Source organism: Actinomadura vinacea, assembly GCF_039532545.1.
In the GTDB taxonomy this organism is placed as follows: Bacteria; Actinomycetota; Actinomycetes; order Streptosporangiales; family Streptosporangiaceae; genus Spirillospora; species Spirillospora vinacea.
In genome coordinates, this window is record NZ_BAAARW010000037.1 from 130786 (window position 1) to 155621 (window position 24836).

General features: G+C 73.1%; 21 protein-coding genes. 9 read left to right on the plus strand and 12 right to left on the minus strand.

Features of this window, described 5'->3' with window-relative positions; all coding sequences use genetic code 11:
- Positions 1–20: 20 nt before the first annotated feature.
- The 4 genes from ABD340_RS39535 to ABD340_RS39550 form a co-directional block, all read right to left on the minus strand.
- Complete coding sequence (locus tag ABD340_RS39535; protein WP_344596266.1) at positions 21–353, minus strand: hypothetical protein; 333 nt, start codon at positions 351–353, stop codon at positions 21–23.
- 40 nt (positions 354–393) lie between these two features.
- Entirely contained in the window at positions 394–1521 is a 1128-nt protein-coding gene (locus ABD340_RS39540) for a zinc metalloprotease (protein ID WP_344596268.1), read from the minus strand.
- An 81-nt stretch (positions 1522–1602) separates the two neighbouring features.
- Positions 1603–2379 carry an Fpg/Nei family DNA glycosylase gene (locus ABD340_RS39545; protein WP_344596270.1) on the minus strand — a complete coding sequence of 259 codons (777 nt, stop codon included), beginning with the start codon at positions 2377–2379 and terminating at the stop codon, positions 1603–1605.
- A 27-nt stretch (positions 2380–2406) separates the two neighbouring features.
- Positions 2407–3027, minus strand: a complete 621-nt coding sequence (locus ABD340_RS39550; RefSeq protein WP_344596272.1) for a hypothetical protein — start codon at positions 3025–3027, stop codon at positions 2407–2409.
- 149 nt (positions 3028–3176) lie between these two features.
- On the opposite strand from ABD340_RS39550, the gene ABD340_RS39555 reads away from it, so the two are divergent.
- Positions 3177–3755 (plus strand): helix-turn-helix domain-containing protein, encoded by a 579-nt coding sequence (locus tag ABD340_RS39555; RefSeq protein WP_344596273.1) that lies wholly within the window; start codon positions 3177–3179, stop codon positions 3753–3755.
- 9 nt (positions 3756–3764) lie between these two features.
- On the opposite strand, the gene ABD340_RS39560 is transcribed toward ABD340_RS39555, so the two are convergent.
- From ABD340_RS39560 to ABD340_RS39580, 5 genes are all read right to left on the minus strand, one after another.
- On the minus strand, positions 3765–5066 hold the full coding sequence (locus ABD340_RS39560) for an amidohydrolase family protein (RefSeq protein WP_344596275.1): 1302 nt from the start codon (positions 5064–5066) through the stop codon (positions 3765–3767).
- Positions 5067–5190: 124 nt separating this feature from the next.
- Complete coding sequence (locus ABD340_RS39565) at positions 5191–6405, minus strand: acyl-CoA dehydrogenase family protein (RefSeq protein ID WP_344596277.1); 1215 nt, start codon at positions 6403–6405, stop codon at positions 5191–5193.
- Between the two features lie 111 nt (positions 6406–6516).
- On the minus strand, positions 6517–7599 hold the full coding sequence (locus ABD340_RS39570; RefSeq protein WP_344596278.1) for a DUF3616 domain-containing protein: 1083 nt from the start codon (positions 7597–7599) through the stop codon (positions 6517–6519).
- A gap of 13 nt (positions 7600–7612) precedes the next feature.
- Positions 7613–8821, minus strand: a complete 1209-nt coding sequence (locus ABD340_RS39575) for a cytochrome P450 (protein WP_344596279.1) — start codon at positions 8819–8821, stop codon at positions 7613–7615.
- Positions 8822–8892: 71 nt separating this feature from the next.
- Positions 8893–10308, minus strand: a complete 1416-nt coding sequence (locus ABD340_RS39580; protein WP_344596281.1) for a KamA family radical SAM protein — start codon at positions 10306–10308, stop codon at positions 8893–8895.
- 180 nt (positions 10309–10488) lie between these two features.
- Between ABD340_RS39580 and kdd the strand changes: the two genes are divergently transcribed.
- Both kdd and ABD340_RS39590 read left to right on the plus strand, forming a co-directional pair.
- Complete coding sequence (gene kdd, locus ABD340_RS39585) at positions 10489–11520, plus strand: L-erythro-3,5-diaminohexanoate dehydrogenase (protein WP_344596282.1); 1032 nt, start codon at positions 10489–10491, stop codon at positions 11518–11520.
- A 58-nt stretch (positions 11521–11578) separates the two neighbouring features.
- Positions 11579–12910, plus strand: a complete 1332-nt coding sequence (locus ABD340_RS39590; RefSeq protein WP_344596284.1) for a DUF2252 domain-containing protein — start codon at positions 11579–11581, stop codon at positions 12908–12910.
- 9 nt (positions 12911–12919) lie between these two features.
- Here ABD340_RS39590 and ABD340_RS39595 read toward each other — a convergent pair whose 3' ends face one another.
- Positions 12920–15121 carry a translocation/assembly module TamB domain-containing protein gene (locus ABD340_RS39595; RefSeq protein WP_344596286.1) on the minus strand — a complete coding sequence of 734 codons (2202 nt, stop codon included), beginning with the start codon at positions 15119–15121 and terminating at the stop codon, positions 12920–12922.
- Positions 15122–16494: 1373 nt separating this feature from the next.
- Complete coding sequence (locus ABD340_RS39600; protein ID WP_344596288.1) at positions 16495–17253, minus strand: bestrophin-like domain; 759 nt, start codon at positions 17251–17253, stop codon at positions 16495–16497.
- 248 nt (positions 17254–17501) lie between these two features.
- On the opposite strand from ABD340_RS39600, the gene kamD reads away from it, so the two are divergent.
- From kamD to ABD340_RS39630, 6 genes are all read left to right on the plus strand, one after another.
- Positions 17502–19097 (plus strand): lysine 5,6-aminomutase subunit alpha, encoded by a 1596-nt coding sequence (kamD, locus tag ABD340_RS39605; RefSeq protein WP_344596290.1) that lies wholly within the window; start codon positions 17502–17504, stop codon positions 19095–19097.
- On the plus strand, positions 19094–19936 hold the full coding sequence (gene kamE / locus ABD340_RS39610) for a lysine 5,6-aminomutase subunit beta (RefSeq protein WP_344596292.1): 843 nt from the start codon (positions 19094–19096) through the stop codon (positions 19934–19936). Before kamD ends, kamE begins: the two co-directional genes overlap by 4 nt.
- Complete coding sequence (kal, locus tag ABD340_RS39615) at positions 19933–20334, plus strand: 3-aminobutyryl-CoA ammonia lyase (RefSeq protein WP_344596294.1); 402 nt, start codon at positions 19933–19935, stop codon at positions 20332–20334. The genes kamE and kal overlap by 4 nt, the downstream gene beginning before the upstream one ends.
- Before the next feature lie 642 nt (positions 20335–20976).
- The gene (gene lnt, locus ABD340_RS39620) at positions 20977–22818 is read left to right on the plus strand and encodes an apolipoprotein N-acyltransferase (protein WP_344596296.1); all 1842 of its coding nucleotides are present in this window, start codon (positions 20977–20979) and stop codon (positions 22816–22818) included.
- Between the two features lie 5 nt (positions 22819–22823).
- Positions 22824–23573: a polyprenol monophosphomannose synthase gene (locus ABD340_RS39625; RefSeq protein ID WP_344596298.1), complete on the plus strand. Its 750-nt coding sequence runs from the start codon at positions 22824–22826 to the stop codon at positions 23571–23573.
- Positions 23574–23612: 39 nt separating this feature from the next.
- The gene (locus ABD340_RS39630) at positions 23613–24137 is read left to right on the plus strand and encodes an FxsA family protein (protein WP_344596300.1); all 525 of its coding nucleotides are present in this window, start codon (positions 23613–23615) and stop codon (positions 24135–24137) included.
- Positions 24138–24457: 320 nt separating this feature from the next.
- On the opposite strand, the gene ABD340_RS39635 is transcribed toward ABD340_RS39630, so the two are convergent.
- A complete protein-coding gene (locus ABD340_RS39635; RefSeq protein ID WP_344596339.1) occupies positions 24458–24802 on the minus strand; it encodes an RNA polymerase-binding protein RbpA in 345 nt (114 codons plus the stop codon).
- Between the last annotated feature and the right edge of the window lie 34 nt (positions 24803–24836).

Below are 24836 nucleotides of genomic sequence, written 5' to 3' on the forward strand. Positions count from 1 at the left end.
TTCAACGGCGCGGGCCCCGCTCATTTGGCGATCACGAGCTTGTCGGCGGTGCAGGACAGCACCCGGATCTCCCGCGTGCGCCCCGCCCCGGCGGAGTCCGGGGCGGGGGGAAAGGTGAGCCGCAGGACGCCGCCCGGCCCGGCCTCCCAGCGGCCGGTCACCGGGCGCGGCCGGTCGTCCGGGCCGGGACGCAACTCCACGACCGTCCCGTCCGCGCGGAACTCCAGCCCCCGCCGCGGCCTGCGCGAGGGACGGAACGGGTGGTCCGCGGGACGGTACACCTCCTCGGCCGCGGTGTCCTCCTCGCGGGAGTGCAGCCACGCGCCGACGATGCCGGGCGGCGCCTCGCTCATCGGCGCCCGCTCATCGGCGCGGCCCGCGCGCGGGCGGCGCTCAGGACCGTCCCGCCGCGCGGCCGGTGACCAGCCCGAGCACCTTGCGGATCTCCTGCAGGACCTCCCGGGTCAGCCGTTCGCTGTCGTGCAGCAGCCGCTCCAGCTCCCCGTCCTGCGCCGCCGGGGGCATGGCGGGGACCGCGCCGGCTGCCGCCGGGGCGGCCGCGGCCACCGGTTCCGGCGCCCGCCGCTCTCCCCCGATCAGGAACGACGCCCGGGGCCCCTCCAGGCAGGCCCGCATCCGCGTGCCCTGCCCCCGCGTGAACATGAACATGCCCACGTCGTCGGTGTAGTCCATGTAGTTCATGAACATGTCGCCGTGCGGGCCGTTGTTGCAGGTGATGTGCGGGAACGCGGGCTGGCCGGTGTTCGCGTCGGCCTGGTTGGGGGTGTCGGCGACCTTGTCGTCGCTGGAGCAGGCGCCGTCGTCGTCCCCCCAGATGTGGTACAGGTCCAGCCAGTGGCCGATCTCGTGCGTCGCGGTCCGGCCCCGGTCGAACGGCGCCGTCGCGGTCCCGGTGGTGCCGAACGCCGAGTGCAGGACGACCACGCCGTCGGTGTGCGGCGGCCCGCCGGGGAACTGGGCGTACCCCAGCAGCCCGCCGGTGAGCTGGCAGACCCACAGGTTGAGGTACTGATCGCTCGGCCAGGGATCGGCGCCGCCCGTCGAGGCCGATTTCACACCGTCGTCCCAGGTGAAGCCGTGCTGGTCGGTCTCGACCCGGATGATCCCGCCGGTGGGGTCCCCGTCGGGGTCGAGGTCGGCGAGCCGGAACTCGACCTGGGCGTCGGCCACCAGCGGCCGCCACACCTCGGGCACCAGCCCCGCGTCGGGATTCTTGGCGCGGAAGTCCTTGTTGAGCACCTCGATCTGGCTGTGGATCTGCTCGTCGGCGATGTTCTGCTCGGGCATGTCGGGATGGTGGACGACGTGGACGACGACCGGGATGGTGACGAGGTCCTGCGTCAAGGGGGTGCGGCGTCCCTGCTCGTACCGGAGCGCACGGTTCTCGATCATGCCGCGCTGGGCGCGGTAGGTCATGCTCTCGTTGAGGAGCCGGCGGTGCACGAGCATGGTCCCGCACAGGTCGCGGGACGGCGGATGCGGAGCGTCGGTCTCGGTCATGCGGACGCTCTACCCCCGCGGATCCGGGGGCAAGCTGACCGGGAAGCAAGCTCTTCACCATGCGAACGACATACGAACCGGTCACGACGGCTGGCACGCGGGGCACCAGACGGTGCCGCGGCCGGAGACGCGCCGCCGCGCCAGGATCGTGCCGCAGCGCGGGCAGGCGCCCGCCGGTTCGTCGCGGACGCCGGTGAGCCAGGTGTCGCTGGGCGGGACCCGTCCCGCCTTCACCGAGTCGCGCAGCACCTTCCGCATCGCCCGGTGCAGCGCGTCCAGGCCGGCGTCGTCCAGGTCCCCGGCGGGCCGGAGCGGGTTGACGCGGGCCCGCCAGCAGATCTCGTCGGCCAGCAGGTTGCCCAGCCCGGCGATCAGGGTCTGGTCGGTGAGCGCCGACTTCAGCCGGCCGCGCCGTCCGGACAGCAGCTCGCCGAGCCGCCGGCGGGACACCTGGAGCGCGTCCGGGCCCAGCTCCTCCAGGACCAGGCGGGCCTGCCCCTCGTCGTCGGCGAGCCGGACGCCCTGCAGCTTGCGCATGTCGCGCAAGCGCAACTCGCCGTCCGCCAGCCGCCAGACGACCCGGTCGTGCCGGTGCGGCGGCTCGGCGGCGGAATGCCAGGAGAGCGAGCCGGTCATGCCGAAGTGCAGCATCAGCACGGGCCCCTCGGCCGGCGCGACCAGCCACTTCCCGTGCCGCCACGGCTCGCCGAACCGGCGGCCGCGCAGCGCGGCGTCCAGCTTCCGCGCGCCGACGCCGCGGAGTACCCCCTCGTCCCGGACCCGCACGGCCTCGATGGGCTCGCCGGCGTGCTCTGCCAGTACCCGGCGGAAACCCTCCACGTCAGGAAGCTCCGGCATACGGCAGCCTTACCCGCTGTCACCCGGTCAATCTCGCCCCTCGGGATCCTCGGCGAGGAAATCCGCGACCAGCTCGGGCGGGTTCGCCGCCCTGCTGAGGGCGAACATCTCGTCGGGGTTGAACATGTCGTACAGGATCACCGGGACGGGGCGCCCGAGGGCTTCGCGGATGTGGCCGCCGGCGTGGAGCCCCTTCGCCACGTCGACGCAGAGCCGGTGGAACCGCTCGTCGAGCCGTTCGCCGCGCTCGTCCCGCTCGTCTTCGGACAGGCCGTCGTCGTCCTCGTACCAGAGCCCCTGCCGGACCGCCTCCCGCCGGTGCAGTCCGGCGCCGACGGGGTCGGACCCGACACTGCGGACGCCCTCGAGCCCGGTCGGCGGGAAGTAGGCGTAACTCCAGCGGGCCTCCCACGCCTCCGGCGGGTGCGGCGAGGCCAGCAGCGCGGCCACATCGGCCTCGGTGCTGTAGCCGATGGCCAGGTACGGGTGCCGGGGGTCCTGGTCGACGCCGTCGATCCGGAAGGTGACGCAGTGGATCTGCGGCACGTGCTCGTCCGGAAAGGCCGCCAGGGTCTGGGCGGCGGCCCGCTCCATGTGCTCCCGGAACGTCATCGGCGGCGCGCCCCCGGCCGTCGCGGAGATCGTCATGCCGGAACTCTAACGAGCCGGAGACCGCGCCCGAACTCCGCTCCCGGATGGAGCTGCTCACCGGCCTCGACCGGCCCGAGTACCGCCGCCGCGGGCATCGTTCGCCGCCCGGTTGCAAGACGCCATGCCGTTTCGGCAGATTTGGGGTCATGGACGATCTGAACGACGTGCTGACCGCCGTGGGGCCGCGCCTGCGCGCGCTCCGCCGGGAACGCGGCGTCACCCTCGCCCGGGTGGCGGAGCTGACCGGTATTTCCGAGAGCACGCTGTCCCGGCTGGAGGGCGGCGGGCGGCGGCCCAACCTGGAGCTGCTGCTGCCGCTGGCCCGCGTTTACGGCGTCCCGCTGGACGAGCTGGTCGGCGCGCCCCAGACGGGCGATCCGCGGGTGCACTTCAAGCCGGTGCACCGCCACGGCAGGACGTTCGTGCCGCTGACCAGGCGGGCCGGCGGGCTCCAGGCATTCAAGGCGGTGATACCGGCGGACTGGCCGGCCACCGCCGATCCCGACCCGAAGTCGCACGAGGGCTACGAATGGCTGTACGTGCTCAACGGCCGGTTGCGGCTGATCCTCGGAGAGCGTGAGCTGGTCATGAAGCCGGGGGAGGCCGCGGAGTTCGACACCCACGTCCCGCACTGGATGGGCGCCGCCGGCGGCGAGGCCGTCGAGCTGCTCGTCCTGTACGGGGCGCAGGGCGAACGGGCCCACGTGCGCGCCCGCCCGACCTGACGTGACGGCCTACTCGGGCGGTGGGGTCCGGTCGACGGGATGGCCGTTCTTCCAGATGGCCGTGATGGCGCGCACGGCGCCGATGTCGGTCGTGGGGTCGCCGTCCACCAGCAGGAGGTCGGCGCGCAGGCCGGGGGCGACACGGCCGCGGTCGGCGAGGCCGAACGCGCGGGCCGGTGCGGAGGTGGCCGCGGCGAGCGCCGCGCGCGGGCCGAGTCCGGCGCGGACCAGATGGCCCAGCTCGGCCAGCATGCTGACGCCGTTGGCGTTGGCGCGGATGGGTGTGTCGGTGCCGGCCAGGATCGGCACGCCGGCCGCGTGCAGCCGGCCGACGTTGGCGGAGCCGATCGCCAGGAAGTCGGGCCGGCCCGGCCGGTCGGGCGGGACCTGCTCCAGGAGGTAGCGCTGCGTCGGGCTGAGCCAGGGCGTGATCCGCTCGTCGGCGAGCAGGTCGCGCGCGCCGGCCCCCCAGTCGACGACGGACAGGGTCGGGACGACGAAGGCGCCGCCGCGGCTGATCTCCGCGATGTCGCCGGGGCCGCCCTCGCCGTCCCAGAAGGCGTGCACGAGGCCGTCGGCCCCGGACCGCACGGCGGCGAGGGCGAGCCGGAGCTTCTCGGCGTGGACGACCGCGCGGCGGCGGTGGGCGTGCGCGGCGGCGATCACCTGCCGGGCCTGTTCGGGCGTCAGGCTGGGCAGCGACGGCCGGGGCGGCGGCCCGCCGTCCTCCAGGATGACCTTGATGTAGTCGGATCCTTCGGCGACCCGGTCGGCGACGAAGCGGTCGATGTCGGTGCCGGCGGTCACGCGCGGGATGTCCCAGTCCGGGTTGACGGGGTGGCCGCCCGGCACGGTGACGCCGATGCCCGCCGACCACAGATCCGCCCGCTCGGTCCTGGCCGTGGAGCGGCGCTGCCTGCGGGCGGCGGGGAGGATCGCGGGGTCGTTGAACATGTCGAGTTCGGTGGTGACCCCGAAGCGCAGCGCGTCCGCGCGGCCCTCGTCGAAGGAGTGGACGTGGCAGTCGATGAGTCCGGGCAGCAGCGTGCGGCCGCGGCCGTCGTGCACCCGGTGGCGGGGGGACGCGGGCACGTCGCCGACCGCGCGGATGAGCCCTTCGGCGACCAGGACCGAGGCGCGTTCGATGACGCGCCGGCCGTCGAAGACGCGGACGTCGCGGATGACGAAGGAGCCGCCCGCCGCGGCCCGGGGGCCGGAGGCCGCCGCCGCGGCCGGTGGGACGCCGACGGCGGCGGCGCCCAGGTAGGCGGCCAGGGACAGGACGCGGCGCCGTGACGTTGGCTGGTTCATGGGCTCTGACGCTACGAAGGCGGGCGACGCGCCGTAAGCGACTTTGGTCGTTGCCGGGGCGACCGAAGTCCAGCGGTGGCGACCACCAAGGTTCGGCGGGATGGGGTTTCAGCGGGGCGGGGTTTCAGCGGGACAGGAGGTCGCGGGCGATGTGGGTCACCTGGATCTCGTCGGTCCCGGCGTAGATCTGGAACGACTTGGCGTCGCGGGCCAGCTGCTCCACCCGGTACTCCGACATGTAGCCGTTGCCGCCGAACAGCTGCACCGCCTCCATCGCGACCTCCGAGGCGGCCTGCGCCGAGTACAGCTTCATCGCCGACGCCTCCGCCAGCGTGGGAGTGCGGCCCGCCTTCTGCATCTCGATGTGCCGGAACACCAGGTTCTGCACGTTGAGCCGCGCGACCTCCATCTTGGCGAGCTTGAGCTGGATGAGCTGGAAGTCGCCGATGCGCTGCCCCCACAGTTCGCGCTTTTTGGCGTAGTCGACCGACAGCGCCAGGCACTCCTCGATGACGCCGAGCGACATCGCCGCGACCCCGGCGCGCTCGGTGGCGAAGTTCTGCCTGGCCGACTCCTTGCCGCCGCCGGCGCCGGCGCTCAGCAGCCGGTCAGGGCCCACCCGGACGTCGTCGAGGAACAGCTCGCCGGTGGGGGAGGAGTGCAGGCCCATCTTGCGCAGCGGCTTGGTCTGCGTCAGGCCCGGCATGCCGCGGTCGAGCACGAAGGTGAGGATCTCGCGGTCGCGCGGGCCGGCGCCGTCGTCGAGTTTGCAGTAGACGACGATGGTGTCTGCGTAGGGGCCGTTGGTGATGAAGGTCTTGTTCCCGTTGAGGACGTGACCGTCGCCGTCCCGCCGGGCGGTGGCCCGCATGCCGCCGAACGCGTCGGAGCCGGACCCGGGCTCGGTGATCGCCCATGCTCCGACCTTGTCGAAGGTGAGCAGGTCCAGGGCCCAGCGGCGGCGCTGCCCGGGCGTGCCGCGCTTCATGATCGTCCCGGCGGCCAGGCCGAGGCTGACGCCCATCGCCGACACCAGCCCCGGCGCGACCCGGCAGAGCTCGATGATCGGCAGCATGCTCATCGCCGCGTTCCCGCGGCCGCCGCCCGGGCCCTGCTCGCCGCCCGCGCCCGGCTCGTCGTCCGCGGTGCGCTCCGCCCGGGCCTGGAACGACGAGCGGGCCAGCTCGTCCAGGCCGAAGGTCTTGTAGAGGTCGCGGATCAGGTCGTACGGGGGGAGCCCGCCCGACTCCAGCTCCTCCAGCCGGGGCCGGAGCTCGGCGTCGATCCAGCCCCGCACCGCGTCCCGGATCATCACGTCCTCGTCGGACCACTCGATCATGTCGCGCCTCGCCTCCGGCCTCCGCCTGATGATCGTCCATCCAAGCAGAAGTTGAAAGTGATCGCTTACGCAGGGGCCCGGGTCGCCGGACGTGCCCTCCTTCCCGGTGCCCTACTTCTCGAAGGTGAGCACGTCGGCCAGCACCCCGCCCGCCGAGGTCAGCCGCTCGTCGGCGGGGCTGTCGTAGACCACCAGCAGCTTCGGCCGCCCGGCGGCGTCGGTCTCGTCCAGGACCGCGATGCCCTCGGGGTGGTCGTCGCCCACCCCGTACGGCAGCTCGCCCAGCACCGGCAGGTCCTCGGCGGGGACGACGCCGGGGTCCTCCACCTGGGCGGCGCCCGGCCAGCGCACCACCTGCACCGGGCCGTCCAGGTCCATGGTCGGGCCGGTCAGGATGAGCAGGTCGTCGCCGTGCGGGCACAGGTCGCGCACGCCCAGGCCGGCCAGGTCCAGGAAGTGCGTGCGGTACGGCTCGCCGTCGTCCCCGATCGGCCGGAGCCGCAGCCGCCGCGGATCGTCCGGATGGGTCTCGGGCTGGATCTCCATCAGCACGGCCCAGCCGCGCAGCACCGGCCCCCGGAACCCGATGTAGAGGCGCTCGCCGTGGGCGGCGATGCCCTCGATGTCGATCCCGTTGTCCTTGCTCGGGACGGACAGGAACGGTGCCAGGTGCGGGTCGTCGGAGAGCAGGTCGGTGATGGAATCGCCGTGCGCGCCGAGGACGGCGGCGGTGCGGTCGCCGTCCTCGGCGACGGCCTCCGACAGCCCGTCCTCCCCGGCGGCCAGCGGCAGCCGGGCGAGGATGAACCGGTTGTCCTCGCGGACCACGCTCGCCAGCCGCTTGCGGGACTTGGCGACGGACTGGCCCCGCTTGATCTTCTTGCGCTTGAGGCTGTGCGACCCGATCGCCCAGAGCCAGCCGTTGGTACGGGCCAGGCCCTCGATGTCGGCCTCCTCGTCGGGGCCGGCCGGCAGCGGCACCAGGTCGGCCAGCCGCACGGTGCGCTGGCCCTCGTAGCCGGTGACGTGCCCGGAGGAGTCGGTGGTCGCGGTCAGCCGCTCGATGGTGGCGGTCTCGTCCCCGGCCACCCAGAGGCAGCGGCCGTCCTGGCGTACGGCGGACAGGTTGGTGTGCGTCTCGGCCTCGCGGCTCTCCTGCGCGAAGCGGAGCTCGACCCGGCGTTCCACGATCATGCTGTCGATGGTGTCACATGTCGCTTGAAACGGCGGTCGCGCCCCAGAGAACACGCAGGTACCGGGGCTTGCGGAAAACCAGCCCGTGTGCATGCGGCGCCGGTCCGGGCGCGAATCGCAGGTTCGGCAGGCGGGTCAGGACGGCCTCCAGCGCGGTGCGGGTCTCCAGCCGGGCCAGGTGCGCGCCGAAGCAGAAGTGCGGTCCGTGGGCGAACGCCAGGTGGTCGGCGGCGTTGGCGCGGCGCACGTCGAAGTCGTCGGGGTCGGGGAAGACGGCCGGGTCGCGGTTGGCCCCGGCGATCGACACCCGCACCAGGTCGCCCTTGCGGACGGGGACGCCGCCCAGCCGGATGTCGCGGACGGCGTACCGGTCGACCACCGAGGCCGACGGCTCCAGCCGCAGCGACTCCTCGATCGCGCCCGGGAGCAGCCGCACCGGCTCCGCCCGCACGAGGTCGAGCTGGTCGGGACGGCCGAGCAGGTGCAGGAGGGCGTTGGAGATCATGCCCTCGGTGGTGTCGATGCCGCCGAACATCAGCACGGCGGCGTTGGCGACCACCTCGGTCACGCTCAGGCCCTCCTCCTGGTGGGCGGCCTCGGCGAGCAGCGACGCCGAACCGGGCGGGCCCACGGCCTCCTCGACCGCGGCGCGCAGGCGGGCGTGGGCCTCGTCGGCCCGCCCCGAGGGGGTGCGGCCGGCGGTGATGTCGGAGACGGCGTCGACGAACGCCCCGTACCACGACCGGATCGTCGCGGGGTCCACGCCCTCCAGCCCCAGCGCTGCGGCCACCACCGCGACGGCCAGCGGCCCGGCGAGCTCGCCCCGCAGCTCGGCCCGGCCCGCCGGTGCGAGCGAGGTGACCAGCCGGTCCACCTCCGCCGCGACGAAGGCGGTGAACCGCTCGCGGGTCTGGGCGGGCCGGAACGGGCGGGCGAACGGTTCGCGGTGCCGCGTGTGCGCCCGCCCGTCCAGCGCCAGCATGCTCGGGCCGAGCAGCCGCGCGGTGGAGAAGCGGGGATCGTCGACGGTGAACGCGGCGGCGTCCCGCATGACCCGCACGGCCAGGTCGTGCGAGGTGACCAGCCAGCCGCCGAGCGCGGGCAGCCAGGAGACCGGCTCCTGCGCCCGCAGCCGGGCCAGGAGCGGATGGGGGTCGGCCTCCAGCTCGGCGATGGTGGCGCCCGCACCGACCGGAAAGGTGTTGTTCGTCTCGGATGTCACCTCGGAAGCCTACGTGGCCCCATTATTGATCTACATTGTAAAGGCGCCGGGCCGGACGCGCCACGGCGGCGTCACGCGGCCGTGGACGGGCGCCCCCACCAGGCCCGCCCCGGTCCCGGCAGCGTGTAGATCGGGTCGTAGTACTCGTAGCGCCTGGTCAGCGCGTCGGGATCGGCGCTCTCGATCCCGGTGCGGTAGTTCTTCGTCCAGTACGAGACGCCGCGCTCGCGGTCGTAGTCGGCGAGCTGGTGCACCCACCGCTTGCCGACGTACGGGACGTCGCACACGATCCGCGGTGTGGCGAAGCCGGGCAGGTAGCCCATGATGGCGTGCTGCAGCTCCTGCGCCTCCCAGACCGCGACCCGCCAGTGCTCGCTGTAGGGGATCATGTCGCACATGTACAGGTAGTACGGCAGGATCGCGGCCTCGTCGAGCAGCGCGAACGACAGGTCCAGCAGCGCCTCGGGCGTGGCGTTGACGCCGCGCAGCAGGACGCCCTGGTTGCGCACGTCCCGGATGCCGGTGTCGAGCATCGCCCGGGAGGCCCGCGCGACCAGCGGGGTGAGTGACTGGACGGCGTTGACGTGGGTGTGTATCGCGATCTGGGCGCCGCGCTCGTGCGCCTTGGCGGCCAGGCGCTCCATGCCGGCGCGGACCTCGTCCTGGAGCCAGTGCTGGGGCAGTCCCATGAGCGCCTTGGTGGCCAGGCGGATGTCGCGGATGTTGTCGATGTCCAGCAGCGCGTCGACGAACGACTCCAGGCGCGGCCAGGGCAGGTTGGCCACGTCGCCGCCGGAGACGACCACGTCCCGGACGCCCGGCGTGCGGCGCAGGTAGTCGAGCATCGCGCCGTGCCGGTCGGGGGCCTTGATGGCGAACTTGTGCTTGTCGACCGCTGGAGTGGAGTTGCCCACCAGGTCCATGCGGGTGCAGTGGCCGCAGTACTGCGGGCAGGTCGGCAGCAGTTCGGCCAGCACCTTGGTCGGGTACCGGTGCGTGAGCCCCTCCACGGCCCACATCTCCGCCTCGTGCAGGGAGTCGCGCGTGGCGTAGGGGTGGGAGGGCCAGTCGGTGCGGCGGTCGCTGAGCACCGGGACCATGTAGCGGCGCACCGGGTCGGCGTAGAACGCCTCGGTGGAGGAGACGTCCATGGTGTTGAGCATCTGCGGGGTGACCAGCATCGACATCGTGGCGCGCTCGGCCTGGTCGCGTTCCAGGTCGGCGTAGAAGGACTCCTCCAGCAGGTCGCCCATCACCCGGCGCAGCTGCCGGATGTTCTTGACGCAGTGCGCGCGCTGCCACTGGGCCGACTCCCATTCCGCGGCCGTCACGTCCTTCCAGCCCGGCAGCCGCCGCCAGTCGGGCTCCACCAGCGGCCGGCGCCGGTAGGCGTAGGGCTGGCGGGTGGAGGCTCCGGTGGCCGAGGTCGGCCGCGTGGACGGGACGGAGTGGGTGGCGTCCGGTTCCGGACGCAGGGGGGTGGTCATCGTTGACCCCTCCTCGCGTTGCGTGGGCGTCGACATCTGGATTGCATAAAACTCTTGTATAGGGCAGACGTTACGGGAAGAATTTCGATGCAACCAGTGATACTAAGTACATCTTCCGTTACCTGGTCGTAGTGTGCGGCACGGTGCGGAGGGCGGCGGCGAGGCGCGAGGGGGCGTCAGATGATCGGAACCGAGGTGGGGCTGCACCGCGTGCTGGAGCCGGCGGGCGTGCTGCCCCAGGCGGCGCTGCGGCTGGACCCCGACCCCCGGATCCGCCCGGACGAGGTACGGATCAGGGTCGAGCGGCTCAACCTGGACGCCGCCTCCTACCGCCAGCTGCACACCGCCCACGGCGGCGACCCGGGCGCCGTACGCCGCGAGGTGCTGCGGATCATCGGGGAGCGCGGCAAGATGCACAACCCCGTCACCGGCTCGGGCGGCATGCTCGTCGGCGTCGTCGACGAGGCCGGCCCCGACTCGCCGCTCGGCCTCAAGCCCGGCGACCGCGTCGCCACCCTGGTCTCCCTCACGCTCACCCCGCTGGCCGTGGACGACGGCCTGGCCCGCTGGGACGGCCGCTCGGAGCAGATCCCCGCCTCCGGCCACGCGATCCTGTTCGCCCGGTCCATCGCCGCCGTCCTGCCCGACGACCTGCCGGTCCCGCTGGCGCTGTCGGTCATGGACGTGTGCGGCGCGCCCGCACTCACCGGCCGCGTCGTCGCCGGCCTGCGCGATCCGGTGGTGGCGGTGCTGGGCGGCGCGGGCAAGAGCGGGTCGCTGTCGCTGGCCGCCGCCCGCCGCGCCGGCGCCGCCCGCACGATCGGGCTCGTCCCCACCCAGGACGAGGAGCGCCGGCTGGCCGCCACGGGACTGGCCGACCGGGTGGTGCGCGCCGACGCGCGCGACCCGATCGCCGTCGCCGCCGCGCTCGGCGAGCCCGCCGACGTCACCGTGGTCTGCGTCGACGTGCCCGGGTGCGAGCACGGCGCGATCCTGGCCACGGCGCCCGGCGGCACCGTGGTGTTCTTCTCCATGGCCACCTCCTTCTCCGCCGCCGCACTGGGCGCCGAAGGGCTGGCCGCCGACGTGACGATGCTGGTCGGCAACGGCTACGTCCCCGGACACGCCGAGCTGGCGCTGGAACTCTTCCGCGACGTTCAGGGGGTTCGCTCGCTGTTCACCGCGCGGGCAGGCCACGATTCGGCAGAATGACGCGGGTATGCCCCGGCAGTGGCGGGGAGCGCACCCGAACATCGAGGAGGACCGTTTCATGGCCGGCATCACCAAGGCCCTGCGCGAGAAGGATCCCAAGGAACGGCAGGCCCAGATCGTGGACGTCCTGGTGGACACCTTCTCGCACCTCATGGAGCGCAGCCCCGCCGAGTTCCGCCGGCGGTTCCGGAAGATGGCCTCCGACCCGTTCGCCTTCTACCGGGGCAGCGCCTGCCTGTTCTACGCCGACGTCATCCACGACGAGGACCCGTGGGCCGACGAGCGCACCGGCCGGGTGTGGATCCAGGGCGACCTGCACGCCCAGAACTTCGGCACCTACATGAGCGACGACGGCGTCTTCGTCTTCGACGTCAACGACTTCGACGAGGCCTATGTCGGGCACTTCACCTGGGACGTCAAGCGGCTGGTGGCCAGCCTGGCCCTGCTGGCCTGGAGCAAGGCCATCTCCGACGCCGACATCCGCCGGCTGCTCGAGACCTACACGCGGGCCTACGTCGACCAGGTGCGCCACTTCGCCGAGCACGCCAGTGACCACCAGTTCGCCCTCACCCTCGACAACACCGACGGGTACGTCCGCGGCGTGCTGATCGCCGCGCTGTCGTCCACCCGGGTCGGGCTGCTGGAGAGCAAGACGCTGGTCGACCAGCACGAGCGGCGCTTCCGCCAGCGCACCGGCGTGCGCCGGCTCGACGACGCCGAGCGCGCCAAGGTGGAACGCGCCTACCAGGAGTACCTGCAGACGATCCCGAAGGAGAAGCGCTTCGGCAGCCTCACCTACGAGGTCAAGGACATCGTCGGCGCCTCCGGGTTCGGCATCGGCTCGGCCGGGCTGTCGGCCTACAACATCCTGGTGGAGGGGCACAGCCAGGCCCTGGAGAACGACGTCATCCTGTCGATGAAGCAGGGCAACGTCGCCGCGCCCAGCCGCGTCGTCGACGACCCGCGCATCCGCGAGTACTTCCAGCACCACGGTCACCGCACCGCCGTGTCGCGGCGCGCCCTGCAGGCCAACACCGACCCGTGGCTCGGCTACACCGAGATCGACGGGGTGGGTTACGTCGTCCAGGAACTGTCGCCGTACGAGGCCGACCTCGACTGGTCGGGGCTGACCGAGCCGGAGGAGATGCTGTCGGTCCTGGACGACCTGGGCCGCGCCACCGCCAAGGTCCACTGCGTGTCCGACAGCGACTCCGACCACACCCTGGTGGACTTCCAGGTCGAGGACGCCATCGGCTCGGCCATAGGCCCCGACGAGCACGACTTCGTCGAGGCCATGGTCGCCTTCGGCACCGAGTACGCCGCGATCGTCCGCGACGATCACAGGCTTTTCGTCGACGCTTTCCGGAACGGCCAGATTCCCGGCCTGTGACGGCGGGGATCAGCGGCGGGACAGCACCCGCGCCACGGCCGCGGCGATCACCGTGACCAGGATCCACCCGGCGGCCACGAGCGCGTACGAGAACCACTGGTACCCGCCCGCGGGGTTGAACGCGCGCTCCTGGCCCAGGTCGACCAGGGGAAGCAGCAGGTCCAGGGCATAGACGACGGGGTTGAAGTGCGGAGCCTCACCGGGCTTGAGCGGCTTGGGCGGCTCCGCACCGTAGACCAGTGCGCCCGCCGTCACCAGCAGCCCCAGCCACAGCACCGCCCGCCAGGGCTGGTAGCCGTAGCCGACGGCGGCGTCCTGCAGCACGCCCCACACCCTGCCGATCGGGGTGCCGCGGCGATGGTGGAGCCGTTCCTTGGCCAGCAGCACCTGGCGGGCTTGGCCGTGCTGGCCCAGGGCGGTGTAGTGCGCGGCGAGGTGCTCATAGGGCTGCGGCTGGCGCGCGCCGGGGTCGAGGGCGAGCCAGCGCAGGCGGTCGCGGGCGGGCAGGCGCGGCTCCAGGCTCTCGTAAGTGAGCCCGTTGAGCGACAGCGCCTCCGGCCAGGTGCCGGGGTCATCGTGCAGGACGCCGATGCGGGCGTGCTCCAGGATGACCGTCCCCTCGACGGGCTCGGACGGGCGTAGCACGAACTCGCTCGCCTGCAGGCCGCGGGCGTGCAGCGCCACTCCTCCCGGAGCGCTCAGCCGGGCGGGCTTCAGGTCGAGCCGCCCGCCGATCCTGGCCCCGGTGAGTTTGACCATTCCAAGCGCCACGGTGCGGTTGCCGAACACGTCGGCGGCGATCTCGGCGCGCGACAGCCGCAGTGCCTTGCCGCCGGGGTTCTCCAGGTGGGCGTCCTGGAGCAGGAGGCGGCCCCCGATCCGCGACAAGACCGCCCGGACCTCGCCCTGCGCCCGCATCCCGCCGCAGTCGAAGGTGGCGCCGACGGCGGCGTTGTCGGCGGTGAGCGCCACGCCGTCGTTCCGCAGACGTGCCCGGCTCAGTCCCACGTGGTTGGCCACCTGCGCGCCTGACAGGTTGACGGTGCCGGCGGACACCTCCAGCGCGGTGCCGTCCAGTTCGCCGAGCGAGGCGCGGCCCAGGTCGAGTGCGGTCCCGTCCAGGGCGGCCAGGGACGCGCCGCGCAGGGCCAGGACGGAGCGGATCTGGGCGCCCGGCAGGAGGATGCCGCCTTCGGCGGTGAACCCGTCCCGGCACAGCAGCGGGCCCTCGACCGCGAGCCCGCCGGCGCCGAGTGCCGGGCCCTCACGGTTGCGGAGCACGGCGGCGTCGAGGTGCACGCCCCCGCTGACGCGCGTGTCGCGCAGCGCCGTCTCGCCGTCGACCGTCAGACGGGAGCCCATGAGGCCGCCGTTGACGGTGGCGCGGGACACGTCCAGCGCCGGCCGGCCGGTGCCGGCGGGGGTGTTCACCCGGGCGTCCTGCAGGTCCAGCCGGCCCTCGATCCGGGTGCCGCGCAGCACCGTCATGCCCTCGACGGCGATCCCGGTCGCGATGAGCCCGCCGTTGACCGTGGCACGGTCGAGGGTCAGCGCCATACCTCCCGGTGCCTCGACGACGGCGTCCTCCAGTCCCAGTCGGCCTTCGATGCGGGCGTTGCGCAGGCGGACCGCACCGGTGGCGCGGAAACCGTGGTTGGCCTCCATCTCGCCGTCCACGACCAGGCCGTCGGCGGCGACCGCGACCCCCTCGGCGTCGGGGGCGATCCGCGCGGCGCGCAGCGTGATCTCGCCGTTGACCCGGGCGCGGTCGAGTCTGAGCCCGTGCCGGACGGTGCTGCGGTGCAGGTTGAGCAGGCCGTCCAGAACGAGCCGGGGCGCGTTGATGGAGTGGATGTCGGAACCGGTGATCCGGATGGTGCGGGTCGTGGCCTCGACCAGGCGGATCGGGCCGTCGAAGTGGCAGTGCTCGCAGACCAGTGTGTAGGGGACCTCGGCGCCCATCAGGTCGAGGCGGCCCTCGATCCGGGCGCCGCTCAGCCGGATCGCGGGGCGCCGTCCCGGGTCGGGCGGGACGGCGCCCAGCAGCAGCGCGGCGATCACCTCGCCGCGCACGACACGGCCGTCGTCCCAGGCGGCGCCGGCGGACGGGTCGTCCTCGGCGGAGTCGCCGGTGCGGAGGTCGACCCATTCGCCGCGGGGGAACGCCGACCATACCCGTTGCTCGGCCGCACCGAGCCGCCACTCCGCCATGCCCCAATCTTGGGGCAAAAATGATCTCAGTGGGCGAAGGTCGACTTAGCGGGCGAAGGCCACCGCGCTCGCCGCGCTGATCACCACGGCCAGGACCACCAGGACGAGCGGATTGGCCAGCGGGTGGCGCCGCCTGACCGGTGCCACGGCCGCAGGCGGCCGCTCGGGAGCGGACGCGCGCGACGGGGACGGTGAGGGCCGGGACGCGGGCTCGGAGGGCGCCGTGCGCGCGACCGGTGCGGGTGCGGCCGGAGGAGCGGCGAGCGGCCGGGGCGCCGGAGGAGAACTCCGGGCCGGCGGGGCGGCCGGTGTCGTGACCGTGGGCGGCGACGGTTGCGCAGGCTCGGCCGGCACCGGTGGCTTCGGCGCCGCGGGTGCCGCCGGTGGCGCGGGTTGCGCTGGCGCTGCAGGCGGTGCGGGCTGAGCGGGTGGTTCCACGGGCGGTGGAGCCGCGGGTGGTGGAGCCGCGGGTGGTGGAGCCGCGGGTGGTGGAGCCGCGGGTGGTGGATGGCCGGGACACGCCGATCCAGGGATCGCGACGATGGCGCTCACGCTGACGATCGCGTCCACGGCGACGTTCACGCAGACCGAGACCAGGGGAGCCACCAGGACCGAGGCCTGCAGCGACGGTCCGGGCACCAGGGGCGGCTGGGCCAGGATCGCCGGGAGGCCGAGAACCACCGCGGCGGCGCCACCGATATCGCCGCCGCCCCCGACGCCGAGTTCGGTCCCGCCCTTGGCCCCGAGCCCGGGTTCGGCCCTGCGGTCGGCTGCGCGTTCGAGCTCGCGGCCAGGTGCGCTGTCGGGTGCGTGGTCTGGCGATCGAGAGGAGGGCCGCCCTCGTACCGAGGAGGTGGCCCCCGCCGACGACGGCGGAGAAGATGAGGGGCCCGCCAGAGAACCGCGTGGAGGGCCGGGCGGAGAGGCAGGCGAAACGCCCGCCACAGAGCTGGGCGGAGAGCCCGCCAGAGAGCCCAGCGGTGGGGAGCCCGTCTGCAAGGTTGACGGGGAGGCCGGGGGAGAGGTCGGCGAGGCTGGTCTGGAGATCGGCGGGGAGGCCGATGGGGAGCCCTTCGGCGGGGCCGCCAAAGAAACGGGCAGAGAGACGGGCGGAGAGCCCTTTGGCGGGACTGGCTTGGAGGCTGGTGCGGAGGCCGAAGGGCCCCTCGGCGATCCCGCCGGTGAGACCGCCGGGTGGATCGCGCGGGAGGGTTCGGCGGAGGCTCGCGGTGCGGGGGCGTCGGACGGGCCGGGGGCGGCAGCGGCCGCCGCGGGGGCGCATAGCGGCAGGAGCCCGGCGGCCAGCGCCGGGACGGCGCCGACCGACCAGGTCAGGACACGGCGCCGCGCCGGGAACTGCGTCGCGGGCATGGTCAGGGGCCTCCCGAGATGCGCTGGATCTCGGTGATGGCGCCGGTGAACGCGTCGGGCCGCACGCCCAGGCCGCCGGTGAAGGTGTGCGTGATGTCGAGCGCCAGGTAGATCCCGATGGCCAGCAGCCCGGCCATGAGCGCCAGCGGCACCAGGGCCATCCCGCGCGGTCGCGCGCCCGCCAGGTAGGGCAGCGCGACGACCAGCAGCCCGGTGGCGACCGTGATGATCAGCAGCCCGGCCGGGGGCGTGGTGCGGGCGTCCATCGCGCGCTGGTGGCGGGCCGCCGAGATCGCGGTGACCTGGCCGAGGAAGGTGGTGCGGGCGTCCTTGATCTCGTCGTCGTCGGGCACCGGCAGTGCGATGACCTGGCGGCGGACCGCGTCCAGCCGGGTCCAGCCGCCGGGGCTGAGCCGCCCCTCGGCCATCTCCCGCCATTCCTCGTCGCGGACGAAGCGGGCGTAGTCGAGCAGGCCGGTACGGGCCTGGTCGCGGGACGCGGCGGGCAGCCGCTCGGCCGACCAGTACGCCTCGGTGATCGCCTGCGCCTCGGTGTAGGTGTTGAGCCGGGCGGAGTCGGTGGCGGCCCAGGGCACCACGATGGCGACCGCGAACGCGAGCAGGAACATAGCCGAGATCATCGACCCCGCGTGGCCGACGGTGGGGCCGTCGGGTTCGCCGTCGTCGCGGCCGCGCCGGACCAGTCGGCCCGCGACGAGCACCACGCCGACCGCGCAGGCCGCCGCTATCAGATAGACCACCGAGCCCCCTTCAGATCTTCCTCACCGGGACGAAGCCATGACCTGTGACGTAGGGCAACTTTACGTGCACGGAAGGTTATGGGGGAATGCTTGGCTGGTGAGATAGGTGTCGCCTTGCGGGAGTAAAGTGGAGGGTCTTGCGAAAAGCCTGCTCCAGGCAGGAAGATCTCAATAGAAGGACGTAAGAGAATGTAGATATTCGAGTGTCGTGCGAAGTGGAGTGCAGGCGAGCGTGAGGGGAGGCGGCAATGGCGCCGCAGGGGAAACTCGATCTGGACCCGGATCTGGTACACCGGGCCCGGGCACTGGCGGCGCGGGCCGCCGAGCCGGTCATCCGGATGGCCCGGACGCACACCACCGTCTCGGTCGAACGGGCGCTGCTGAGGATCGCCGGGCTGGCCGGCGCCGACGCCGCCGGCAGGCCGTGGGTCAACCATCTCACCGACGCCGTCCGCGACCAGGTCGGTCTGGAACACGGCGTGGCCCTCCCGGTCTGGGACGCCGTCCTGCGCGGTCCCTACCGGTCCGCCGCCGACCTCGCCCAGGCGGCGGCGCGCGGCCAGGCGCGCTTCCGGCTGCCCGCGGGCCCCGGCGCCCAGGCGGCCCGGGACGCGGCCCGCCGCGCCGCGCGCTCGGGCATCGCCCGCATCGACCGCCGCCGCGCCGAGCGCGACCGGATGCTGGCCGAGGTCGGCGACCCGCCCCGCCCGTGGATCTACCTGATCGTGGCCACCGGGGACATCTACGAGGACATCCCGCAGGCTCAGGCCGCGGCGCGGGAGGGCGCCGACGTGGTCGCGGTGATCCGCTCCACCGGGCAGTCGCTGCTGGACTTCGTCCCCGAGGGCGCCACCCGGGAGGGGTACGCCGGCACCTATGCCACCCAGGAGAACTTCCGGCTCATGCGCGCCGCCCTCGACGACGTCTCGCGCGAGCTGGGCCGGTACGTGCGGCTCACCAACTACGCCTCCGGGCTGTGCATGCCCGAGATCGCCGCGCTGGCCGGGCTGGAACGCCTGGACATGATGCTCAACGACTGCATGTACGGGATCATCTTCCGCGACATCAACCCCCGCCGCACCTTCATCGACCAGCGCTTCTCCCGGCAGGTGCACGCGCGCGCCGGCATCACGATCAACACCGGCGAGGACAACTACCTCACCACCGCCGACGCGGTCGAGGCCGCGCACACGGTCGTCGTCAGCCAGCTGCTCAACGAGCGGTTCGGGCACGAGGCCGGGCTGAGCGACGCCCAGCTGGGGCTGGGCCACGCGTTCGAGATCGACCCGTCGCTGCCCGAGTCGTTCCGGCTCGAGCTGGCGCACGCCCAGCTGGTGCGCGAGCTGTTCCCCGACGCGCCGCTGAAGTACATGCCGCCGACCAAGCACATGACCGGCAACATCTTCGCCGGGTACCTGCTGGACGCCTTCTTCAACCTGGCCGGGGTGATGACCGGCCAGTCCATCATCCTGATCGGGATGATGACCGAGGGCATCCACACCCCCTGGCTGTCGGACCGCGACCTGGCCCTGGAGAACGTCCGGTACGTCCGCGACGCCTGCGGCGGCCTCGCCGAGGACTTCGTGCCGCGCCCCGACGGGCTGGTCGCCCGCCGCGCCCGCCAGGTGCTGGGCGAGTCCGTCGAGCTGCTGGAACGCGTCGAGCGCGACGGCCTGCTCACCGCTATCGCCGAGGGCACCTTCGGCGTCACCCGCCGCCCGTCCGACGGAGGCAAGGGACTGGACGGCGTGGTGCCCCGCGCCGAAGGGTACTTCAACCCCGCCATCGAGATCCTGGACGACGAGGACCCGCACGCCGTGCACACCGAGGAGGTGCCCGCATGACCGACCCCGCCGCCGGAACCGGCACGCAGGCCCCGGCCGAGCCCGCCGACACGAGGCAGGTCATCCGTCCGTACGGGGACACCACGGGCGACGGCCTGGTGCAGTTGTCGTTCACCCTGCCCGTCCCCGCGGGCAAACGCGCCGACGCCGCCGCGCTCCAGCTCGCCGGGAAGATGGGCCTCGAGTCGGCCAGCGTGGTGCACTCCAAGGCGATGGGGCCCGACTACACCTTCTTCATCGTGTACGGGCGGGTCAACCACCTCATTGACTACGCGGGCATCCCCGCGCCCCCGGAGCGGGAGTATCCGCTGCTGTCGTCCCAGGAGGTCAACCTGGCGATCCGCCGCGCGCTCAACCGGCGGCTGGTGATCGTGGGGGCGTGCATCGGGACCGACGCCCACACCGTGGGGATCGACGCGATCCTCAACGTGAAGGGCTTCGCGGGGGAGAAGGGCCTGGAGTACTACCGCGAGATCCAGGTGGTGAACATGGGCGCCCAGGTCACCGTGGAGGAACTCGTGGAACGGGCCAAGGCCGAGAACGCCGACGCCGTCCTGGTCTCCCAAGTGGTCACCCAGCGGAACGCCCACCTGCACAACACCAAGCAGATGGCCGCGGCCTTCCACGCCGAGTACCCGACCGCCGTCGCCGCGGGCATGGGGCGGCCCCTGCTGGTGGTGGGCGGCCCCCGCTTCGACACCGTCTCGGCCGAGGACCTGGGCGTGGACCGCGTCTTCGGCAAGGGCACCACCCCGGCCGAAGTCGCCGCCTACATCGTGCACGCCCTGCTTCCCGCCGAACCGTCCGACGAACCGCCCGAGGAGGACCGGAGACCGTGAGCGATCCGCGCGAAGGCCTCACCGTCACGCACCGCCGCTACATCCCCTACTCGCACGCCCACTACGCGGGCGACCTCGTCGACGGCGCGTACCTGCTGGCGCTGTTCGGGGACGTCGCCACCGAGGTCGGCATCCGCACCGACGGCGACGAGGGCCTGTTCGCCTCCTACTCCGACGTCCAGTTCCGCGCACCCGTAAGGGCCGGGGACGTGGTGGAGACCAGCGCCACCGTCACCCGCGTCGGGCGCCGCAGCCGCGTGCTGGAGTTCGAGGCGCGGGTGGTGTGCCGGGGACGTCCCGACAAGGGGGAGTCGGCGGCCGAGGTCCTCGCCGACCCGATCGTCGCCGCCACCGCCACCGGAACGGTGGTGGTGCCCGGCCCGCCCGCCGATTCGTGACGGACTCGTTGCGAACACCGGTGTGTGACAGCTGGGACGCCCGTGACCGGCGGGATTTCCCGCCAGAGCACCGATCATGGTTCTGAGCTGGTGGAACGTGGAGTCGCCGCAGAACATGCGGCGGTTGACAAGGACGGGGACTTCGGTAGTTTTGCTGCAGTCCAGCACAGGACTCACCGATCGGCCGCTCACGGCGCCACCGGACCGCGCCACGACGGGATCGGCGGCGGAGCGCTCGAGGCCCGTCCGAGGCCCCGTGCGGCGCCCGCCGGAGACCGTCCGAGCCAGGGGTGGTGACCGGTAGCCGCGTCAGGGCGGAGCCGCCCGATCGGGCGGGGGCTTGGACCCGGAAAGGGCCCGGACATCCAGTAGAAAACGGAGCATCGTTCTCACCGCCTGTGGGACGACTTCGGCCCGAGGGATGTCACGGGCCCTCTTCCGTGCCCGATTGCGGCCGGCTCCGTGCCATTTCCACCGGGCTTTCCCGCCTCGCCATCTCGCCGCGCCTTCGGCGCCAGGTCGCCGTGGGCGCCCGGGCCCGGTAGCGTTCCGGCAGACGATGAAACAGGGGACGCGACCGTTTGACCGCGGGTCGGAACACGGACGGGGGGTCGCGACCTCTGGCATGGACAGGGAGCGGATGTGGCGCAGGAGATCCTGCCGGAACGGGCCTCAGGCCAGGCCGGCGAGCGGGCCGACGGGGCCGCCGTCGGTGCGCCGCCCGCACCGGAACCCCGCCCGTCGCCGCTGGCCCCGTTGCTCGCCTCCTTGCGCGCCCCCTCCCGCTCACGCGCGCCCGCCGGCACCTGGCGGCGCCCGCACCGTCCCCTCCGCCACGGCGGACGTGCCGGATGGCCGCGCACGCTGCTGGCCGTCACCGCGGGCCTGGCCCTGTGGCCGGCCTTCCCGCCCGTCGACCTGACCCCGCTGATCTTTCCCGGCGTGGCGCTGCTGACGGTGGCGCTGCACGGGCTGCCCGCCCGCACCGCGGCCTGGCTCGGCTTCCTGGCCGGGGTGGCGTTCTTCGTCCCCGTCCTGCAGGGCCTGGTCAAGATCGGCCCGGACGCGTGGATCCTGCTGGCCGTCGTCCAGGCGCTCTACTTCGCCCCGATGGGCGCGGGCGTGGCCCTGGTCACCCGGCTGCCCGCCTGGCCGGTGTGGGCGGCGGCGATGTGGGTGGCCGAGGAACTGGTGCGCGGCCGGGTGCCGTTCGGCGGCTTCCCCTGGGCCCGGCTCGCCTTCAGCCAGACCGCCACGCCCCTCACCCCCTACGCGTCCCTGGGCGGCGCGCCCCTGGTCAGCTTCCTCACCGCCCTGATCGGCGGACTCCTGGCGTACGGGATCATCGTCGTCCTACGGGCCCGCGCGGGCACCGCAACCCCGGCGGCCGACTCCGGCGACGGCGCCGGCGAAGGCCCGGGTGAAGGCCCGGGTGAAGGCCCGGGTGAAGGCCCGGGTGAAGACGCTGAGGGGGCCGAGAGGGCCGGCGGGCTCGGGACGGCGCTGCGAGCCTCGGTCAAGCCGCTGGCGCTCGCGGTGGCGGCGGTGGCCGCGCTCGTCGGCGGCGGGCTGTTCATTCCCACGCCGGCGACCGGACGGCCCGTCACCGTGGCCGTCCTCCAGGGCAACGTGCCCCGTCTCGGCATGGACTTCAACGAGCAGCGCAAGGCCGTCCTCGACAACCACGTCAAGGTCACCCGCGAGCTGGCCGCGCAGGTCAAGGCGGGAAAGGTGGCCCGGCCCGAGCTGGTGGTGTGGCCGGAGAACGCCAGCGACCTCGACCCCTACGCCGAACCCGACGCCTACCGGACGATCGACGCCGCGGTGAAGGAGATCGGCGTACCGGTCCTGGTGGGCGCGCTCACCGACACCCCCGACGGGGAGAAGGTGGAGAACCGCGGGATCGTCTGGGACCCGGCGCGCGGGCCCGGTGACTACTACGTCAAGCGGCACCCGGTGCCGTTCGGCGAGTACCTGCCGTTCCGCGACATCCTCACCCGGCTGATCAGCCGGTTCGAGCGGATCCCGCGCGACTTCGCGCACGGCACCCGCGACCCGGTGATGCGGCTCGGCCCGGCCACCGTCGGCGACGTGATCTGCTTCGAGGTCGCCTACGACCGCGAGGTGCGGGACGCGGCCGCGGCCGACCTGGTGGTCGTGCAGACCAACAACGCCACCTACGGCAAGACCAGCCTGCCGCCGCAGCAGATCGCGATGTCCCGGCTGCGCGCGATGGAGCATGGCCGTACGATCTTGGTGGCGGCGACCAGCGGGATCAGCGCGATCGTGGCCCCGGACGGCCGGATGATCGACCGGTCCCGGGAGTTCGTACCCGACATCCAGGTGGCCTCCGTCCCGGCGCGCACCTCGGTGACGCTCGCCGGCCGGGTCGGCGCCGTACCGGAATGGGCGCTGGCCGCGCTGGCCGTGGGGGCGGCCGGCTGGGCCGCATGGTTCACCGGCAGGAAGAACGAGGGGAATTGACGCCGATGGAGATCCCAGCCGAACTCGGCCGGGTGCTCGTGATCATCCCGACGTACAACGAGCGGGACAACATCGAGGGCATCGTCGGGCGGGTGCGCGAGGCCGTGCCGCCGGCGGACGTCCTGGTCGTCGACGACGCCAGCCCGGACGGCACGGGGCAGCTGGCCGACGCGCTGGCCAAGGCCGACGAGCACGTCCAGGTACTGCACCGGGCCGGCAAGGAGGGCTTGGGGCCCGCCTACATCGCCGGGTTCCGGTGGGCCGCCGAGCACGGCTACGACGTCATGGTCGAGATGGACGCCGACGGGTCGCACCAGCCCGAGGAACTGCCGCGCCTGCTGGCCGCGCTGGAGGATGCCGACCTGGTGCTCGGCGCGCGCTGGATCCCCGGCGGGAAGGTGCGCAACTGGCCGGTGCGGCGCGAGGCGCTCTCCCGCGGCGCCAACACCTACGCCCGGCTGATGCTGGGCATCCCGTTGCACGACGCCACCGGCGGGTTCCGCGCGTTCCGGGCGGCCACGCTGGAGAAGATCGGTCTGGAGGAGGTCGACTCGCGCGGCTACTGCTTCCAGATCGACCTGGCGCTGCGGACGCTGCGCGAGGGCCTGAAGGTGGTCGAGGTGCCGATCACCTTCGTCGACCGTGTGCACGGCACCAGCAAGATGAATCAGGACGTCTTCGCCGAGGCGGCGTTTCGGGTGGCCCGCTGGGGTCTGGCCGACCGGGTGGAACGGCTGCGGCGCCCGCGGCGTTGAGCCAAGCGAGGCGCATTCCACGACACCCGAGTTGGAGCCATGCCGGCACTCCTGACGCTCCTGGCGATCCTGCTGATGCCCGTTCTGGAGATCTTCGTGATCGTCCAGCTGGTGGGGTTGGTCGGCGGCTGGTGGACGTTGGCGGCGCTGCTGGCCACCACCGCGCTGGGCGGCTGGATCGTCCGGCGGGAGGGCCGCCGGGCCTGGGGCGTGCTCCAGGAGGCCGTGCAGCGCGGCACGTCGCCCGACCGCGAGCTGTCGGGCACGGGGATGGTGCTGGCGGGCGGAATGCTGCTGATCGTGCCCGGGTTCGTCTCCGACGCGATCGGGCTTCTGTTCGTGCTGCCGTTCACCCGACCCCTGATGCGGCGGCTGCTGACCGCCTACGGGGCGCGCCGGCTGCGGCGGGCCGAGGCGCGGGGGACGCTGTTCCCACCCGGCGCGGGCGAGAGGCTGGGCGGTTTCTCCCCGTACGGCAGGGCCGATGGCACGGCGGACGAACCCAAGGGCCGCGTGGTGCAGGGCGAGGTCGTCCAGGACGATGACCGGCCCGCCCAGAAGTGACCGCCCAGGTGGCATCCCGGACGGCCCGGAAAGCCCGGACGGCAGGGACTTGCTCAGGGCGCGGTGCCCGGCCGGGAGAGGCCCTCCCTGGCGGCCATGGACCATCGCGCGCCGGGCGGTGCGCGGGCGGTGGCAGATCTTCGGACGCACGAGCACTGCGAGGCGGCGCCGGTGAACGACCAACGCGTGATGGGGCCAGGCGCGCGTGCGCCTGGCGGCCGGACATGGCCGGGCCCGCGCCACCGCGGTGGCGCGGGCCCGGCTCTACGACTCGCGGTGAACCCGTCGCGGTCGAAGAAATCGTCGCGTCGGTCCGGGGATCAGGCGGTCTTCCTCCGCCCGGCCCTGAGGATCTCCAGGCGCTCGGCCAGGACCTCTTCGAGGTCCTCCAGCGTCCGGCGCTCCATGAGCATGTCCCAGTGGGTTCGCGGCGGCTTTCCCTTCTTCGCTTGCGGCAACTCGCCGTCGACCCGCAGTGCGGTCGCTCCGCAGCTGCGGCATTCCCAGGTCATCGGCACCTCGGCCTCGGCTGCGAGCGTCACGGTGAACCGGTGGCCCTTCGTGCAGGTGTAGTCCACTTCTTGGCGAGGGGCCAGATCGGTGTTGCGATCGTTCTCGTAGCTCGTCGCTCCGAGTCGGGTGCCGCGAAGTGCGCGCTCGGCCATCGTCACGTGCCTCCCAGACGGCTTGCGGTCTCGA